Source organism: Roseisalinus antarcticus, from assembly GCF_900172355.1.
Taxonomy (GTDB): domain Bacteria; phylum Pseudomonadota; class Alphaproteobacteria; order Rhodobacterales; family Rhodobacteraceae; genus Oceanicola; species Oceanicola antarcticus_A.
Genome location: NZ_FWFZ01000055.1, coordinates 1 through 14,387, shown reverse-complemented (window position 1 = coordinate 14,387; position 14,387 = coordinate 1). Strand labels below are relative to the sequence as shown.

At 63.3% G+C, this 14,387-nt stretch carries 15 protein-coding genes and 2 pseudogenes; 12 read left to right on the top strand and 5 right to left on the bottom strand.

Annotation, left to right across the window (positions count from 1 at the left end; genetic code table 11):
* Window positions 1-193: 193 nt before the first annotated feature.
* From ROA7023_RS21900 to ROA7023_RS21885, 4 genes are all read right to left on the bottom strand, one after another.
* Complete coding sequence (locus ROA7023_RS21900) at window positions 194-412, bottom strand: phage head-tail joining protein (RefSeq protein ID WP_085881110.1); 219 nt, start codon at window positions 410-412, stop codon at window positions 194-196.
* Complete coding sequence (locus tag ROA7023_RS21895) at window positions 412-711, bottom strand: hypothetical protein (RefSeq protein WP_085881109.1); 300 nt, start codon at window positions 709-711, stop codon at window positions 412-414. Before ROA7023_RS21895 ends, ROA7023_RS21900 begins: the two co-directional genes overlap by 1 nt.
* Window positions 663-1,574 (bottom strand): HK97 family phage prohead protease, encoded by a 912-nt coding sequence (locus ROA7023_RS21890; RefSeq protein ID WP_085881108.1) that lies wholly within the window; start codon window positions 1,572-1,574, stop codon window positions 663-665. The genes ROA7023_RS21895 and ROA7023_RS21890 overlap by 49 nt, the downstream gene beginning before the upstream one ends.
* Before the next feature lie 69 nt (window positions 1,575-1,643).
* On the bottom strand, window positions 1,644-2,294 hold the full coding sequence (locus tag ROA7023_RS21885; protein WP_085881107.1) for a phage portal protein: 651 nt from the start codon (window positions 2,292-2,294) through the stop codon (window positions 1,644-1,646).
* Between the two features lie 14 nt (window positions 2,295-2,308).
* Between ROA7023_RS21885 and ROA7023_RS21880 the strand changes: the two genes are divergently transcribed.
* A complete protein-coding gene (locus ROA7023_RS21880) occupies window positions 2,309-2,821 on the top strand; it encodes a DUF6127 family protein (RefSeq protein WP_370739263.1) in 513 nt (170 codons plus the stop codon).
* Window positions 2,822-3,407: 586 nt separating this feature from the next.
* Here the strand turns inward: ROA7023_RS21880 and ROA7023_RS21875 are convergent.
* Entirely contained in the window at window positions 3,408-4,199 is a 792-nt protein-coding gene (locus ROA7023_RS21875; RefSeq protein ID WP_085881106.1) for a GntR family transcriptional regulator, read from the bottom strand.
* Between the two features lie 166 nt (window positions 4,200-4,365).
* Between ROA7023_RS21875 and ROA7023_RS21870 the strand changes: the two genes are divergently transcribed.
* The 11 genes and pseudogenes from ROA7023_RS21870 to ROA7023_RS24150 all read left to right on the top strand — a co-directional run.
* On the top strand, window positions 4,366-5,685 hold the full coding sequence (locus ROA7023_RS21870) for an ABC transporter substrate-binding protein (RefSeq protein ID WP_085881105.1): 1,320 nt from the start codon (window positions 4,366-4,368) through the stop codon (window positions 5,683-5,685).
* A 152-nt stretch (window positions 5,686-5,837) separates the two neighbouring features.
* A complete protein-coding gene (locus tag ROA7023_RS21865; protein WP_159458638.1) occupies window positions 5,838-6,692 on the top strand; it encodes a carbohydrate ABC transporter permease in 855 nt (284 codons plus the stop codon).
* Window positions 6,689-7,522 carry a carbohydrate ABC transporter permease gene (locus tag ROA7023_RS21860; protein ID WP_085881103.1) on the top strand — a complete coding sequence of 278 codons (834 nt, stop codon included), beginning with the start codon at window positions 6,689-6,691 and terminating at the stop codon, window positions 7,520-7,522. Before ROA7023_RS21865 ends, ROA7023_RS21860 begins: the two co-directional genes overlap by 4 nt.
* A gap of 32 nt (window positions 7,523-7,554) precedes the next feature.
* Complete coding sequence (locus tag ROA7023_RS21855) at window positions 7,555-8,661, top strand: ABC transporter ATP-binding protein (protein WP_085881102.1); 1,107 nt, start codon at window positions 7,555-7,557, stop codon at window positions 8,659-8,661.
* A 1-nt stretch (window position 8,662) separates the two neighbouring features.
* A complete protein-coding gene (locus tag ROA7023_RS21850; protein ID WP_085881101.1) occupies window positions 8,663-8,986 on the top strand; it encodes an L-rhamnose mutarotase in 324 nt (107 codons plus the stop codon).
* 51 nt (window positions 8,987-9,037) lie between these two features.
* Window positions 9,038-10,132: pseudogene (locus ROA7023_RS21845) on the top strand (alpha-L-fucosidase); the annotation flags it as partial.
* Window positions 10,115-10,498, top strand: a complete 384-nt coding sequence (locus ROA7023_RS25530; protein ID WP_306372511.1) for an alpha-L-fucosidase C-terminal domain-containing protein — start codon at window positions 10,115-10,117, stop codon at window positions 10,496-10,498. The pseudogene ROA7023_RS21845 and the gene ROA7023_RS25530, both read left to right, overlap by 18 nt.
* Window positions 10,499-10,529: 31 nt before the next feature.
* Window positions 10,530-11,276 (top strand): SDR family NAD(P)-dependent oxidoreductase, encoded by a 747-nt coding sequence (locus tag ROA7023_RS21840; protein WP_085881099.1) that lies wholly within the window; start codon window positions 10,530-10,532, stop codon window positions 11,274-11,276.
* Window positions 11,277-11,285: 9 nt separating this feature from the next.
* A complete protein-coding gene (locus ROA7023_RS21835) occupies window positions 11,286-12,155 on the top strand; it encodes an amidohydrolase family protein (RefSeq protein WP_085881098.1) in 870 nt (289 codons plus the stop codon).
* Between the two features lie 93 nt (window positions 12,156-12,248).
* Entirely contained in the window at window positions 12,249-13,202 is a 954-nt protein-coding gene (locus ROA7023_RS21830; RefSeq protein ID WP_085881097.1) for an aldo/keto reductase, read from the top strand.
* A gap of 571 nt (window positions 13,203-13,773) precedes the next feature.
* Window positions 13,774-13,941 (top strand): annotated as a pseudogene (locus tag ROA7023_RS24150) (IS110 family transposase); the annotation flags it as partial.
* Window positions 13,942-14,387: the final 446 nt, after the last annotated feature.

The following is a 14,387-nucleotide window of genomic DNA, read 5'->3' as shown; positions in this document are numbered from 1 at the left end:
CCTGCTTGATCGACTAGCCCTCGACGAAATGCGCACGCCCGATCTTCGCGATCGTCTCCACAACCAACATCCCCTGACTGCTCCCTCATGCCTTCGAGAAAGCTTCTCACCAGAACCAACAGGGGGGTCACTTTCGGACGCCGATCTCCCCGAGATGGGGGTCGATCCTGCATGCCGTTCCACACTTCATGGTCTAGAACCCTTTGGTGGTGATGAAGCGGAGCGAGGCCGGCCGGGCCGAGGCGGCGCGGGCGATCTCCGAGTCCTGGACGGCGCGCGCACGGGCCATCTCGGCGTCCGAGCGGTATTCGACGTCCTCGCCGTTCTGTTCCCGGAAGCGCCGCACACCCTCCGCCCGCGCCCTCAGGAGCGCGTCTCTGGCGGCGGTCAGCTCGGCCGCGGTGAGGGGCATCAGGCCGTGCCTTCGTTCAGGAAGGCGGCCCGCCAGTCGAGCCACCTGGCCCCGAAGTCGAGCCAAGCCCGGAACTTGAGCCCCAGCGTGGACCACGCCTCGGCCCGCTGCGTCGTCTCGCCATTCTCGGCGCGGCTGGTGTGGGTGATCTCTCCGGACTCGCCCAGCTCTTCCAGCCGCCCCATCTCGCCGAGGCGGATGGACTTGGCGGTCTTGAAGTTGGAGAGGCTGCGCTGGCGGCCGAGGCGCTTCAGGGGGCTTTCGGCGGCGCGGTAGCTGGCAAGGGCGGACTCGCGCATTGCTTTCGAGACCAGCGCGGGAAGTCGGACGTGGTGTGCCCGCCAGCCCGGGTGAAGACCTCATCGGCCGTCAAACCGCGCGTGCTGACACCGGCCCGGGCGAGGCTGTCTCGGGCCATGTCGAGCAAGGACTTGCCCATATACTGGCGGACCTCGGGCGCGGGCTCGCCGCCCGCCATGCGGACGTGCAGTGCGTCTTCGCGCCGCTGGCGGACCACGGCGGGATCGTCGTTCGCCGGGGTGTGGGTGCGGATGACCGGGGCCGAGCGCGTGCGGCTCTGCACGGCATCCCAGACGGCCGCCTTCGCGGCGGTCACGTCGGCTTCCGAGTCGATGTGCTGGTCGGCCACGTCCGGGCGGAGCCCGGCCGAACGGACCAGCGTGCGGATGTCGCTCCGGCGCTGCGCCTCGGCCTCTTCGGCCGACGGGTTTTCGATGGTGTCGGGCATGTCGTTTTCCTTCTGCCTCAGGCGGGCCGTTGGATCGGCCGGGTTGGAAGTCAGGGTGACTTCGGTGATCCGCCAGCCAGTCGGGCTCTTCACCCGGGCGTTCGGCGTGGATTTCTCGGTCCACCCGGCCACGCGGTATCCGATGGACACCCCGCTCACCGTGCCGACCGCGATCCGACGCACGATGGGCGCAGCATCTTCGGCGGGCGTCAGTTCCAAGAGGGCGATGACCGCTTCACCCGCCACGGCGATGGACCGGACCCGTCCCGCTCGGTCACGCACGGACGCCGTGCGGTGACTGTCGAGAACGGGCAGACCTTCGGCGGCTGAGCCGTCGAGCGTGTCGCCCATCAGGATTTCAAGGAACGCGCCACGGGCATCGCGCCGCGCGACCGGGTGTGCGCTGGCGATCACGGCCGAGACTTGCGCGTCTCCGGGTCGTAGAAGTTGGGCCGCGTCGTGGCGGCACGGATCATCGGATCATCAAGCGGCATCTTCGCCTCCGGTGCTGAAGGACAGGCCCAGCTTGCGTTCGCGGGCGCGGTCGGCCGCGATCTCGGCGTCCAGCTCGGCCACGTTCCACCCCATCAGCGCAACGGCCTGACGGCGGCTGGTGAGGCCCGCCCGCAAACTCGAATATTTGGCGTCGCTGAGGTCGCCGTCTGGCAGGTGCGTCGGCCCGCCGAGGCCCGCCGCGATTTTCTGGCGCATGGTCTTCAGCAGCGCGGCGGACGCCTTGGCCTGATCGGGCGAGTTGAAGCGCACGTCCTCGCCGATGCCGAGGCGATAGACAGTCCCGGGCGAAAGGCCCTCTTCGTCGAGCCCCGCCGCGTCATAGGCGCTGGCGGCCGTGCCGTTCACGTCCGTGCTGAACGCGACGTGCATGGCGGCCACCTTCAGGCCCACCAGCAGTGCGTCGCTGGCCTGATCGTATTCGGAGAGGATCGTCAGGACCGGGGTGAGCGCCGAGACGCCGCGCACCTGCCCGGGGCCGAGCGAGCGGAACACGTGGATCATGTCTTCGGCCGGAACGCGGATGGACTCGTGCGTGCCCGGGAAGAGGTCGGTCGGCCGCTGCGGGCGCACGTGGTAGGCGCGGCGGGTGCCGTCGCTGGCGAACTCGATACCCGCCACCGCGTAAGCCCGCGATCGACATCCGCGATCTGCGGTCCCTGGTGGCCTGCATCCGGCTGGTCCGCCGCACCGCGATGCAGACTGCCGTCCGCATGATCACCACCGGCGACTTGATGGCGCTGCTCGCGGGCATCGCCATCAAGCTGAAGACCTTCGGCGGCGGCCCGGAGCCGCGCCCCATGCCATCCATCAGCCCAACCGCACCCGCCCTTGAGGCGGGCCTTTCGTTTTTGGAGGCCCCCCATGACGACGATCTTCCACCGCCACTGGCGCGACGTGCCGGAGAGCAACTGGCGCTGGCCGAACTTCAGCCCGCCGGGATTGCGTGCCGCGGCACCGGCAAGCTGCTGAAGAACGGGCCCGCGCCAGACATGCTTTGGGCGCTGCGGGATCGGCCAGGCAAGCCGCGGATCGTCCGTTCCGCCTATCGCAGCCTGGAGCACAATCGCGCGGTCGGTGGCGCGAGGCGCAGGCTGTGGCCGATACGTCGTCTGTTGCTGCTGCCGACGCGCGAGACTCCTTGCTAGCGACGGCCGCCGCGGTTGGCGGCAGTGTGGCCTCAAGTGCGGCCGACACTGACTCGGACGGGTCCGCGCTGGTGCAGAATGGGTCCGCCGCGACCACGACCGCCACAATGTTCAGCAGCGCCTCGACGACAGCGGATAACCTATCCAACGCTTCGGCCACGGCGGACGACACCTCAACATGCGTCGTGACGCCGCCGCTCTCGCCAAGTGGCGCTGCCTCGGCGCGGCATAAGGGACAGCCACTCTGCGCCTACTTGGGACTGGTTCGCATTGGTCTGACAGCCCCCCGAACGGCGTCTTCCAGTGCCCGGAAGCGCGCTGCTATCGCGGCACCGATGCCCGCGGAGGCACCTGCAACGATGCAGAGGCGGGGATGCAGAGGCGGGGAGGATATGCCGTCATGAGGATTGCTCCACTGATGCATCGAGGGCGATGATTTGATAGTCAGATTTTCCCACGCCCGAAAGAGCAGGGTGTCAAAGATATCATCGGGTGCGCGAAAGTATCGCGATGTGCACCGGAACGCGCCGCACCAGCCTGACCAGTCGCAAGGGAGAGTGGCAAGGTCGAGCCTTCAACCGGATCCTTACTCTGTGCCCGAGGACCTTGCCCGGAACTCCTCCAGCGTCTGTCTCGCATCGTCGGTGAAGAGGTGGGTCTTGTCCGCGATCAGCGACTGCACCGACTTGAAAACGCGCGAAAGGTGTCTGTCCATCGCCTCTGCCGCCTTCTCGGGATTGCGCATCTTGAGCGCCATGACGATCGCCTCGTGCTCCGACAGGATGGTCTCGAGATGGCTGGGGAGGGGAAAGGCAAGCCGCCGAACCCTGTCGAGCTGGGCCTTGGCCGAATGGATAACGCGCCAGACACGATGCGAGGCGCCGATTCCGGTGATTATCTCGTGAAATTCCTCGTCGAGTTCATAGAACTGGCCGAAGTCGTTGTCGGATGCGACGCGCTTCTGCTTGTAGAGATTGACGTCGAGGTTTCGTTCCGCGCTGGTCGTCATGCGCTGCGCCCCGAGTTTCACCATCTCGAGCTCGAGGAGCCGGCGGATCAGGTGGCCCTCGAAAACGGTCTCCAGGTCGATGCGCGCGACGAAAGTGCCCGTCGCAGGCTCGATCCGGACAAGCGACTCGTCCTGAAGCTTCAGCAGCGCCTCGCGCAAGGGAGTGCGTGACACGCCCAGTTCGGCACAGATCGCCTTTTCGTTCACGATCGATCCCGGCTCCAGCACCATCTCGATGATCGCCCGCCGCATGATCGCATAGGCCCGACCGGACCGTGTGTGGGTCTGGGGGATGCTGACAAGCAGATCCTCCGGAATGATCCGGGTCGCGGAACTTGTGTCCTTTGTACGCTTCGCGGTCGTCGACATGCAGCACCAATATGACTCGTGCGCCACAGAATACCGATATACTCTGCAGAGACAACCTTGAATCCTAAGGTCTTCTGCAGCTTTCAAAGCTATATTTTCCTCATCGTTGACAGGCGGCGGGAACCGATATATCAGTATTTACATACTTTGGTTTGGAGGGACCGACATGAGTCTGACGCACTACAGGATGACGACAATGGTTGCCGCGATGACGGCGGCCGCAGGGTTGGGGGTCTCAACGGGTGCGGCAGCGCAGACCGAGCTGGATTTCTGGACGGAGTTCGCCGATCCGATCGGCAAGGGATCGATCGAGGCCATCGTCGACCGGTTCAATGAAGAACACCCGGACATCGTCGTGACGCACACCGGGTTCGAGAACACGCCCTACGAGACCACGCTGATGACGTCCTTTGCAGGGGGCAATCCAGCCGACATCGTCCAGATCAACGGTGGCGCGAGCATGTACCAGTATGCGGAGTCGGGCGGCATGCTCGACCTCACGGACTGGGTCGCCACGCTGGGAGATGCGTACCGGCCGCGCGAAGGCACCGAAGCGATGGGGGCGTTCGACGGCAAGATCTATGGTATCCCGCTGGAACTCGGTCTGGGCAACCTGCTGTGGTACAACACCGCCATGCTCGAAGAGGCCGGAATCGATCCGGAAAGCCTCAGGACCTGGGAGGGCTTCGTCGAGGCGGCCAAGACGTTCCGCGACGCCGGAACCGCGCCGATCGCGTTCGGCAATTCCGAAGGCTGGCCCGGCAACCACATCTTCAACCACTTGACGCGCCGGTTGCTGACCGAACAGGAATACATCGACGTCGGTCGCCGCACGTATCAGGCCGACACCACGTCCGACATGACCTGGACCGATCCCGAAGCCCTCCGGGCCTGGGAGCTGTTCGAGGCTCTGAACGAGGAGAACCTGTTCACTGCCGGTACTCTGTCGGACGATTTTCCGACGGCCGCCAACATATTCATCACCGGTCAGGCGCCGTTCATGACCATGGGCAGCTGGCTGCTGGGCATGATCGAGGCCACCAATCCGGATCTCGAATACGGCGTCATGGCATTTCCGGCGATCGACGGCGCACCCGGACAGCAGACCGACCTGGTGACGTCCGGTCTTGTCGTGACGGTGACCGCCGCCTCTGACCACCCCGAGGAGGCCAAGGTCTTTCTTGAATTCCTGATGCGGGAAGACGTCCAGAAAGAGCTGGCGCTCGCGCGGCAAAGCTTCTCGCCGTACGACTTCGACACCTCGACCTGGGACTATGCAGAGTCCTTTTCGCGTCTCACCGCGATCCTTGACCAGTCCACCAGCGTGGCGCCGTTTCTCGACATGATCGAGGATCAGTCGTGCAACGTCCCGTGGGTCTGGCAGGGCAGCCAAGGTATCCTCTCGGGTGCTCTGACGCCCGTGGAGGCCGCGGAAGGCCACGAGGAATGCGTGACCGACCTGCGCGAGGACAAGGGCTTCGAATAGTCCCGATCCTCGCATGATCCGACACGGCGGGGCGGCATTGCTGCCTCGTCGTCTGCCTGAACACGACCCCGAGCGGTCCACCCCACAAGCGGATAGTGATGAGAAGACGTCGACATCCACTCAGGACGTGGCTGCGGCAGCATGCATTCCTCATGTTTCTGGCGCCGGCATTCATCTTCTACACGCTGTTCTGGATCGTCCCGACGATCGGTGCGCTCGTTCTGAGTTTCACCAAGTGGAACGGGATCAACATCGCCCGCATCAAATGGGTCGGGCTCGAGAATTACCGCGACCTCATCGGCGACCGCTTCTTCTGGCAGGCGCTTCAGAACAACCTGATCTTCGTCCTCGGCGCGCTGTTCATCACCGTTCTCGTGTCGTTGCTCATCGCGCTCATCCTCTACACGCGACCGCCGGGCGCGACCTTGTTCTCGACCGCCTTCTTCCTGCCGATCGTTCTGTCGAACGTGGTGATCGGCCTGCTGTTCACGCTTCTGCTGAGTCCGACGACGGGTGTGGTCAACATGGCGGCCGACTATTTCGGCTGGGAGAACATGCGGGATGTCCAATGGCTGGGCGATCCCGATACCGCGACCTGGAGCGTTCTCATCGTCTACGTCTGGCGCGAACTGGGGCTGTCGATCCTGTTGTTCACCGCCGGGCTTCAGGCCGTTCCGCGGGACCTGATCGAAGCGGCGCGGATCGACGGCGCCAAGCCGACTTCCGTCCTGACGCGGATCGTTGTGCCGATGACCCGCGAGGTTGCCGTGGTCGTCGTGATCCTCGCCGTCACCAATGCCTTCCTGCTCTTTGACCTGGTGATCGTCATGACCGGGGGCGGGCCGTTCCACGCATCCGAGGTTCTGTCCACCTACATGTATTATCAAGGCTTTTCACGCGGCGACCTGACCTACGGCACCGCCATCGCGATGGTCCTCTTTACCATCGTCCTTTTCGTCACGGCGCTGCAACTGTGGCTTGCCAAGCTGATCCGGGGGCGTCGATGAAATTTCGTGACTTCCCGATGCCCGTCCGGATCGCGGCATATGCGTTGTTGCTGGTGATGCTGGTATCGGTCCTGCTTCCATTCGTGTGGATGGTCTTCACCGCCTTCAAGTCGCTGGAGGAATATGCCGTCAATCCGCTTGGCGTGCCGCAGGACTGGCAGTTCGGAAACATCGCCGAGGCCTGGGAGATCGGCAATTTCCTGCGGCTCTACGCGAATTCCCTGTTCGTCACGATCGTCTCGGTGTCCGGGCTGCTGCTGACCTGTTCGATGGCGGGCTATGCCTTTGCCCACTTCGATTTTCGCGGGCGTGACCTGCTGTTCTTCTACTTCCTTGCCGGCATGATGATCCCGCCGCAGGTCATCCTGATCCCGGCCTTCAAGGTGATGAGCGAGCTGGGGCTGGTGAATACCTACTTTGCGGTGATCCTGACCTATCTGGCCTGGGTGCCGTTCGCGATCTTCTTCTTCCGGGCCTACTTCAGGGGCATTCCGCGCGACCTGTCCGAAGCGGCGCGGATCGATGGCGCCAGCGAGTTCGCGATCTTCTTCCGGATCATGCTGCCGCTGGCGGCTCCGGCGATGACGACCGTCGGCATTGTGTATTTCGTATGGATCTTCAACGACTTCATGTGGCCGCTGGTCTACCTGAACAACACCGGACTGCGCACCGTGACGCTGGGGATGATGAACTTCCAGGGGCAGTATTCGGGTGCGACCACACTCAAGACGGCGGCCCTGCTGCTGGCGACGATGCCTCCGGTGATCGTCTTCATCGTATTTCGCAAACGTATTCAGGGCGGCCTTGCCGAAGGCGCCCTCAAGGGCTGAGCACGGCCGGACCGGCTGTCCAAAGGAGAACGATGGCACATCTGAGGATCGACAAATTGCGAAAGTCCTATGGCGCGCTCGAAGTCTTGCGCGGCTTCGATCTTGATGTGCCGTCGGGCGAATTCGTGGTGTTCGTCGGCCCGTCCGGCTGCGGCAAGTCCACGTTGCTGCGCGCCATTGCAGGTCTCGACGGGATCACGTCGGGCAGCATCTCTATCGACGGCGACGACATCACCGACCTGCCGCCGTCGGACCGGGGCATCGCGATGGTGTTCCAGTCCTACGCCCTTTATCCGCACATGACGGTGCACGACAATCTGGCATTCGGCCTCAAGATGGCTGGCATGAGCCGCGCCGAACAGAAGGTGCGGATCGATGCGTCGGCCCGGATGCTTCAGATCGATGCGCTCCTCGACCGGTTTCCGCGGGAGTTGTCGGGCGGTCAGCGCCAGCGCGTCGCGATCGGCCGTGCGATCACACGGGACCCTTCGGTGTTCCTGTTCGACGAACCGCTGTCCAATCTCGATGCCGCGCTGCGCGTCGCCACCCGGATCGAGATCGCGCGCCTCAAGGAAAAGCTTCCCGACACGACGATGATCTACGTCACCCACGACCAGGTCGAGGCGATGACACTCGCCGACCGGATCGTCGTGCTGCAAGGCGGCCGGATCGAGCAGGTCGGCAAGCCGCTTGAACTGTATCACCGGCCCAACAACCTTTTCGTTGCCGGCTTCATCGGCTCGCCCGCGATGAATTTCATTCAGGTCACGATCACGGCCGAAGCTGGTCGGACGGTCCTGGCGAACCCGGTCGGGCGCGACATTCCGGTCCCGGAGGTCCCCGGCGGCGCATCCGGCGAACCGGCGACACTGGGCTTTCGGCCGGAGGATCTGAGGATCGGCGCAGCCGGTGAGGGACTCGTCGAGGGCACAGTGGGCGTGGTCGAGATGCTGGGTGATCAGACGATCCTGTATCTCGATGCCGGAACCGATGCGCCGATCGTCGTCAAACTGCCCGGAGAGTATCCGCATGACATCGGGCAGCCTGTGGCGGTCACCTGCGACCCGGCGCGGATGCACCTCTTTGATGCGGATGGAAAGACCTTGGCCAACGGCTTGAGCGGACTGAAGGGGACATGAGATGAAACGGATCGGCATGGTCATCGGGCTGCGTGACGAACACGAAGCAGAGTATCGTCGCCTGCACGCGGGCGAGGGCGTGCGCGATCTGCTGGCGCAGGCCAACATTCGGAATTTCACCATCTATCTGACCCGCTTTCCGGACGGGCAGCTCTACGAATTCGCCCACTACGAATACGTGGGCGCCGACTACGAGGGCGATATGGCCCGGCTTGCCGCGCATCCACGAAATATCGAATGGCTGAAGATGTGCGACCCGATGCAGGTGCCGCTTCCGGGTTCGGATGGATGGACGGTGATGGAAGAAGTTTATCACAACGACTGACGCCAAAGGGGGCGGTCCGGATGGAGCCGGTCCAAGGCGCAAGAAAACAGGGAAGAGAACATGACCACGGAATACCAGCCCAATTGGCGCTCGCTGCGCCAACACCAATGCCCGCAATGGTTCAAGGACGCGAAGTTCGGGATCTATACCCACTGGGGTATCTACAGCGTCCCGGCGATCGGGCCGAACACGTCGTGGTACGGACACGACATGTATCGCGGCGCGACCGCGCAGCATGCAGCGCACCTCAAGCGCTTCGGCCCGGCCGAGAAATTCGGATACAAGGATTTCATCCCGCAATTCACCGCCGAGAAATTCGACGCCGACCAATGGGCCGAGGCCTTTGCCGGTGCGGGGGCCAAATTCGCCGGTCCGGTGGCCGAACATCATGACGGATTCTCCATGTGGCCGACCAAGACCAGCCGCTGGAATGCCGCCGAGATGGGGCCGAAGCGGGACGTCGTCGGTGAGCAGGCAAAGGCGTTTCGTGCCGCCGACATGAAATACATGGTCGCCATGCACCACGCCGAGCATTGGTGGTTCTTTCCGCACTGGATGAAGAATACCGACGCCGCCGACCCGGCCTTCGCCGAGTTCTACGGAGAGGCGCACAATACGGATATCTCGATCCCCGATGCAGACTGGGATCGCGAGGCGGAATGGGCGATGCAGGACAAGCCCAATGAGGCATTCCTCAAGAAATGGTACGACCGGCTGGTCGAGGTCGTGGAGGGATACGAACCGGACTACATCTGGTTCGATTTCGGCCTCAAGTTCATCCGTGAAGACCTCAAGCAGCAGTTCCTGGCCTACTACTACAACAAGGGCCGCGAATGGGACCGCGAAGTCTTGGTCACCTACAAATGGGACAACCTGCCCCCCGGCACGGCCACCGTCGATATCGAATTGGGTCGGATGTCGGACATCACCTATTTCGAGTGGATCACCGACACCACCGTCGATGATGGCCAGGCATGGGGTTATATGGAGGGCGCGGCCTACAAGTCGCCTACCGAGTTGATCCACTACCTCGTCGACAACGTCTCCAAGAATGGCTACATGCTGCTGAACGTCGGGCCAAAGGCTGACGGCACCTTGCCGGACGAGGCACTGGCGATCCTGGCCGAGATGGGCCGATGGCTTGGTGTCAACGGAGAGGCGATCTACGGCACCACCGCCTGGTACAAGTTCGGCGAGGGTCCGACCAACTTCGAGGTCGAAGGCGCCTTCGGTGACATGAGCGAAAAGGTCGCCTTCACCGGCAAGGACTTCCGCTTCACGGTCAAGGACAACGTCCTTTATGCCATCGCGATGGCCTGGCCCGACCGCACCTTCGTCATCGAAAGCCTGTCAGCGCTTTATGACGGCGAGGTCGAAAAGGTCGAGATGCTTGGCCATGGTGGACCGCTCGGGTTCAGGCAGACGTCGCGCGGACTCGAGATCGACCGGCCGGCGCAGACCGCCGGGGACCACGCCCACACATTCAAGATCACCCGGCGAACCCAGTACTGACCCGCCGGATCTGATCACGAGAGGAGAGCCCATGGAACATCAAGGAAGGACGGCGCTTGTAACTGGCGCAGCAGGGGCCATCGGCAGCGCGGCGGTCGATGTCCTTGTGTCGGCGGGGGCGCATGTCATCATTCTCGATGTCGACGGGCCGGCTCTCGAAACTCTCTGCGGCGCCCATGGTGACGCCGTCACGCGCTGCGTCGTCGACTTGTCGGATCACCCGGCCACTCGCGACGCGGTGCAGGCGGCCCTCGCCGCTGCGCCGGGCAATGCCATCGACATCCTCGTGAACAACGCCGGTATCCTTTCGAACCGAAAGCTGGCCGCGACGACCCTGGAAGAGTGGCACAAGGTGCACACGATCAACCTCGATGCGGCCTTCGTCCTGACGCAGGCCCTGGCTCCGGCCATGGCGCAATCCGGATGGGGCCGCATCGTCAACATCGTGTCCTATGCGGCAAAATGCGGAGGGCTCACGGCGGGCACGGCCTATTCGGTCTCCAAGAGCGGCCTGATCGGCCTGACGTTTTCCGCCGCGCGCGAATTCGCGGGGCAGGGGGTTACGGTCAACGCCCTTGCCCCGGCCTATGTCATGTCTCCCATGGTGTCCGATCAGCTCACCGCGGAAGAGCGCGACGCGCTTCTCAGGGATATCCCCGTTCACCGGTTCTGCGAACCGGACGAGGTCGCCAACGCCATTGCCTTTCTTGCGTCAGCCAAATCGGGGTTCATCACCGGTGAAGTGCTGGACATGAATGGCGGGCTGCAATTCGACTGAGAAGCGGACATGACGCAGCAACATCAGATCAAGGCGATCGACGCTCACCACCACGTCTGGGATCCGGCCCGCGGCGATTATTCGTGGATGACGCCGGCGCACGACCCGATTGCGCGGGTCTTTACCACCGATGACCTTGCCCCCGAACTGGCGACGGCCTCCGTGTCGCACAGTGTTCTCGTGCAGACCTGGTCGAGTGTCGCGGAAACCGAAACGTTCCTTCGGATTGCCGAACGCGTGCCGTTCGTTGCCGGGATCGTCGGCTGGATCGACATGACCTCGCCCGACTCCGGCGAGGCGCTGGATCGTCTTCTGGCCTTGCCCGAGGGGCGCCACCTGAAGGGCATCAGACACCAGGTTCACGACGAGGACGATCCCGACTGGTTGCGTCGCGACGACGTCATGCGCTCCCTCGCCGAGATCGATCGCCGGGGTCTGTCCTACGACCTTCTGATCCGACCGCGCGAAATTCCGGCAGCCCTCGAGGTGTCGCGCACTTTTCCGACGCTGCGTCTGATCTTGGACCACATCGCGAAACCGGACATCGCATCAGGCGCGATGACTCCGTGGGCGAACCAGATGGAAGCGTTCGCACTTCACCGCGATCACGTCTGGTGCAAGATCTCCGGGCTCGTCACCGAAGACGACTGGACCTCGCGCGACGACGAACGCCTGGTCCCCTATGTCGAAACGGTGCTGTCGATCTTTGGAACCGACAGGGTCATGTATGGGTCCGATTGGCCGGTGTGCCTGCTTGCCGGGGGCTATGGCCGAACGCTGGCGCTGTTGCGGCGCATGATCGAAACCTGGCCGGAGGATGTCGCCACGGCGATCCTGCGCGGCAACGCGTCAGACGCCTATGACCTGCGCCTGGATTGACCTCGACGCTAGGGCATCCCGTCCCGGAACCCGGCCGCATTTCGCGGCGCAAGATGAAGCTACGCAGTCCGTAAATTTGCAGGAGCACCCGAAATGAAGTCGCGATCGCTTGGAAGGACCGGCCTTCGTCTCACCGAACTCGGCTTCGGGGGCGGTGCGATCGGCAACCTGCACCGACCTGTGGACCGCGAGGCCGCGATGGCGACGATGCAGGCGGCATGGGACGCCGGACTGCGCTACTTTGACACCGCACCGTTTTATGGCCATGGCCTGTCCGAACGCAGGGTCGGCGACTTTCTTCGTGACCTGGAAGGCTGGACGTTGTCGACCAAAGTCGGAAGGGTGCTGCGGCCGGTACCGCGGTCGGAGGTGCCGGACCACGGCTTTGCCGACCCACTCCCGTTCGCCATCGATCATGACTATTCGGCCGAAGGCATCCGGACATCTGTGGCCCACAGCCATGCACGACTGGGACTGAACCGGATCGATATCCTTTGGGTTCACGACCTTGAACCGGCAACCCATGGGCCGGACTACGGCCGACATCTGGAGACCTTTCTCGAAAGCGGATTGCCGGAGCTGAACCGGATGAAGCGTGACGGACAGATCGCGGCGTTCGGTCTGGGCGTCAACCAGGTGCAGCCCTGTCTCGACGTGCTGTCTCGAGGAGACCTGGATGCGATCCTGCTGGCTGGCCGCTACACACTTCTGGACCGGTCCGCGGAACCGGCACTTCTGCCGCTCTGCCGGGAACGCGGCGTGGCTCTCGTGATCGGCGGAGTCTTCAATTCCGGGATTCTCGCGACGGGTCCAGTGGACGGTGCGCTGTATGACTACGGCCCGGCGCCGACCGATGTCGTCGAAAAGGTCCGCGCCCTGGAACGCGAGGTGGCGCCGACACCACTAGCGACCGCGGCGCTCAATTTCCCTCTTTCCAATGAATGTGTTGCGGCAGTTCTGATTGGCACATCCAAGCCCGCGTCGATCATTCGAAACATCGAAGCTTGGCGCTCGGTCAACCAGTCGAGTCCTTCTTCGGATCGCTGAGATACAGGGTAGCTGGACCGAGAAAGAGGCACCACAAGTCCGTTGGTTTTCAGCCGGACCCGAACAGGCAGTGAAATAAATTGTCACATGGGACGGCCTCAGGGGGGATCATTCCGTTGCGACAGATGCCGGAAATACCACGCACATGGTTGGTGTTGGAAAGGCGGTCGATCTTCGTGCCGTTGCCCGAGAACCGTGACGGCACTTTGAGCATCCGCACCGAAGATGGCGAATGACAACTGAGGGGCGCGACTTTGCGTCCGGTTCGGCATCCTGCCGCCCAAGCATTGGCCGGGTTGGAAGGAGTGGCTTGCCCGGGTCTCCAAGGATGGCCAGGCCAACATCCGGCGCTTCTTCATCATCGGGGCGCTATCGCTTTTGCCGACGCCAACATGGGCAAGCTAGTTAGAACTAAGTCTATTTCGCACGAGATGACGCGTCGAACCATTTTGGCGCCGAATAAAATCAGTGAGTTGCGGGGCGGCGATGGGGTGCTGCCGCTCTCGCCCCAGACGGCATCGCAATGTGCCACACTTGCGGCCTTGAAGGCACAAGTGAAAGAGAGGGCACCTTGGAAGAAGTTGGCATCATCGGCGTCGACCTGACAAAGAACGTGTTCCAAGTGCACGGCGCGGCTGCGGATGGATCGGTCGTGTTCCGCAAGAAGCTGTCGCGGCCGCAACTCGTACGGTTCATGGCGGAGCAGCCGCAGTGCCTTGTTGTGATGGAGGCCTGCGCTGTATGAGGGCTACACCGCATCGGGCCAACTACCCGAGCGCTCCGAGGGGGTCATTTTTGGATGCCGATAGGGGGTCAAGATTGCCTGCCGATTGACAGTCGTGGACTTGGTGCGGGGGTTGCACGGATCACCAGCGGAGATTGCCAAGGAATATGCGGCGCTGATGTTGTCCTATGGCGTCCGGCGAGCAACCGGCGACAGATACGCCGGCAGATGGCCGCGCGATGAATTCCAAAAGCATGGCGTAACATATGAGGTCAGTGAGATGGACCGATCCGCCCTGTAGATAGTGTCCCCGTTGGTGGTGTAGGAGCGCCGACCCTCGGAGAGGTTCGAGCTTGATCAGGTGGCCACGGCGGGCAGCCTGACGGTGGGATTGTCTGTGACGCGGGCGAGGGTTTCAAGCGACATGTAGCGCCGCGCCACGGTCCACTCGTCGTTGGTCT

Coding starts and splice junctions, on each gene's coding strand:
- ROA7023_RS21835 (WP_085881098.1), top strand. CDS start 11,286: ATGACGCAGCAACATCAGATCAAGGCGATCGACGCTCACCACCACGTC.
- ROA7023_RS21860 (WP_085881103.1), top strand. CDS start 6,689: ATGAAATTTCGTGACTTCCCGATGCCCGTCCGGATCGCGGCATATGCG.
- ROA7023_RS21870 (WP_085881105.1), top strand. CDS start 4,366: ATGAGTCTGACGCACTACAGGATGACGACAATGGTTGCCGCGATGACG.
- ROA7023_RS21875 (WP_085881106.1), bottom strand. CDS start 4,199: ATGTCGACGACCGCGAAGCGTACAAAGGACACAAGTTCCGCGACCCGG.
- ROA7023_RS21830 (WP_085881097.1), top strand. CDS start 12,249: ATGAAGTCGCGATCGCTTGGAAGGACCGGCCTTCGTCTCACCGAACTC.
- ROA7023_RS21850 (WP_085881101.1), top strand. CDS start 8,663: ATGAAACGGATCGGCATGGTCATCGGGCTGCGTGACGAACACGAAGCA.
- ROA7023_RS21840 (WP_085881099.1), top strand. CDS start 10,530: ATGGAACATCAAGGAAGGACGGCGCTTGTAACTGGCGCAGCAGGGGCC.
- ROA7023_RS21895 (WP_085881109.1), bottom strand. CDS start 711: ATGCGCGAGTCCGCCCTTGCCAGCTACCGCGCCGCCGAAAGCCCCCTG.
- ROA7023_RS21865 (WP_159458638.1), top strand. CDS start 5,838: ATGTTTCTGGCGCCGGCATTCATCTTCTACACGCTGTTCTGGATCGTC.
- ROA7023_RS25530 (WP_306372511.1), top strand. CDS start 10,115: ATGGGCCGATGGCTTGGTGTCAACGGAGAGGCGATCTACGGCACCACC.
- ROA7023_RS21900 (WP_085881110.1), bottom strand. CDS start 412: ATGCCCCTCACCGCGGCCGAGCTGACCGCCGCCAGAGACGCGCTCCTG.
- ROA7023_RS21855 (WP_085881102.1), top strand. CDS start 7,555: ATGGCACATCTGAGGATCGACAAATTGCGAAAGTCCTATGGCGCGCTC.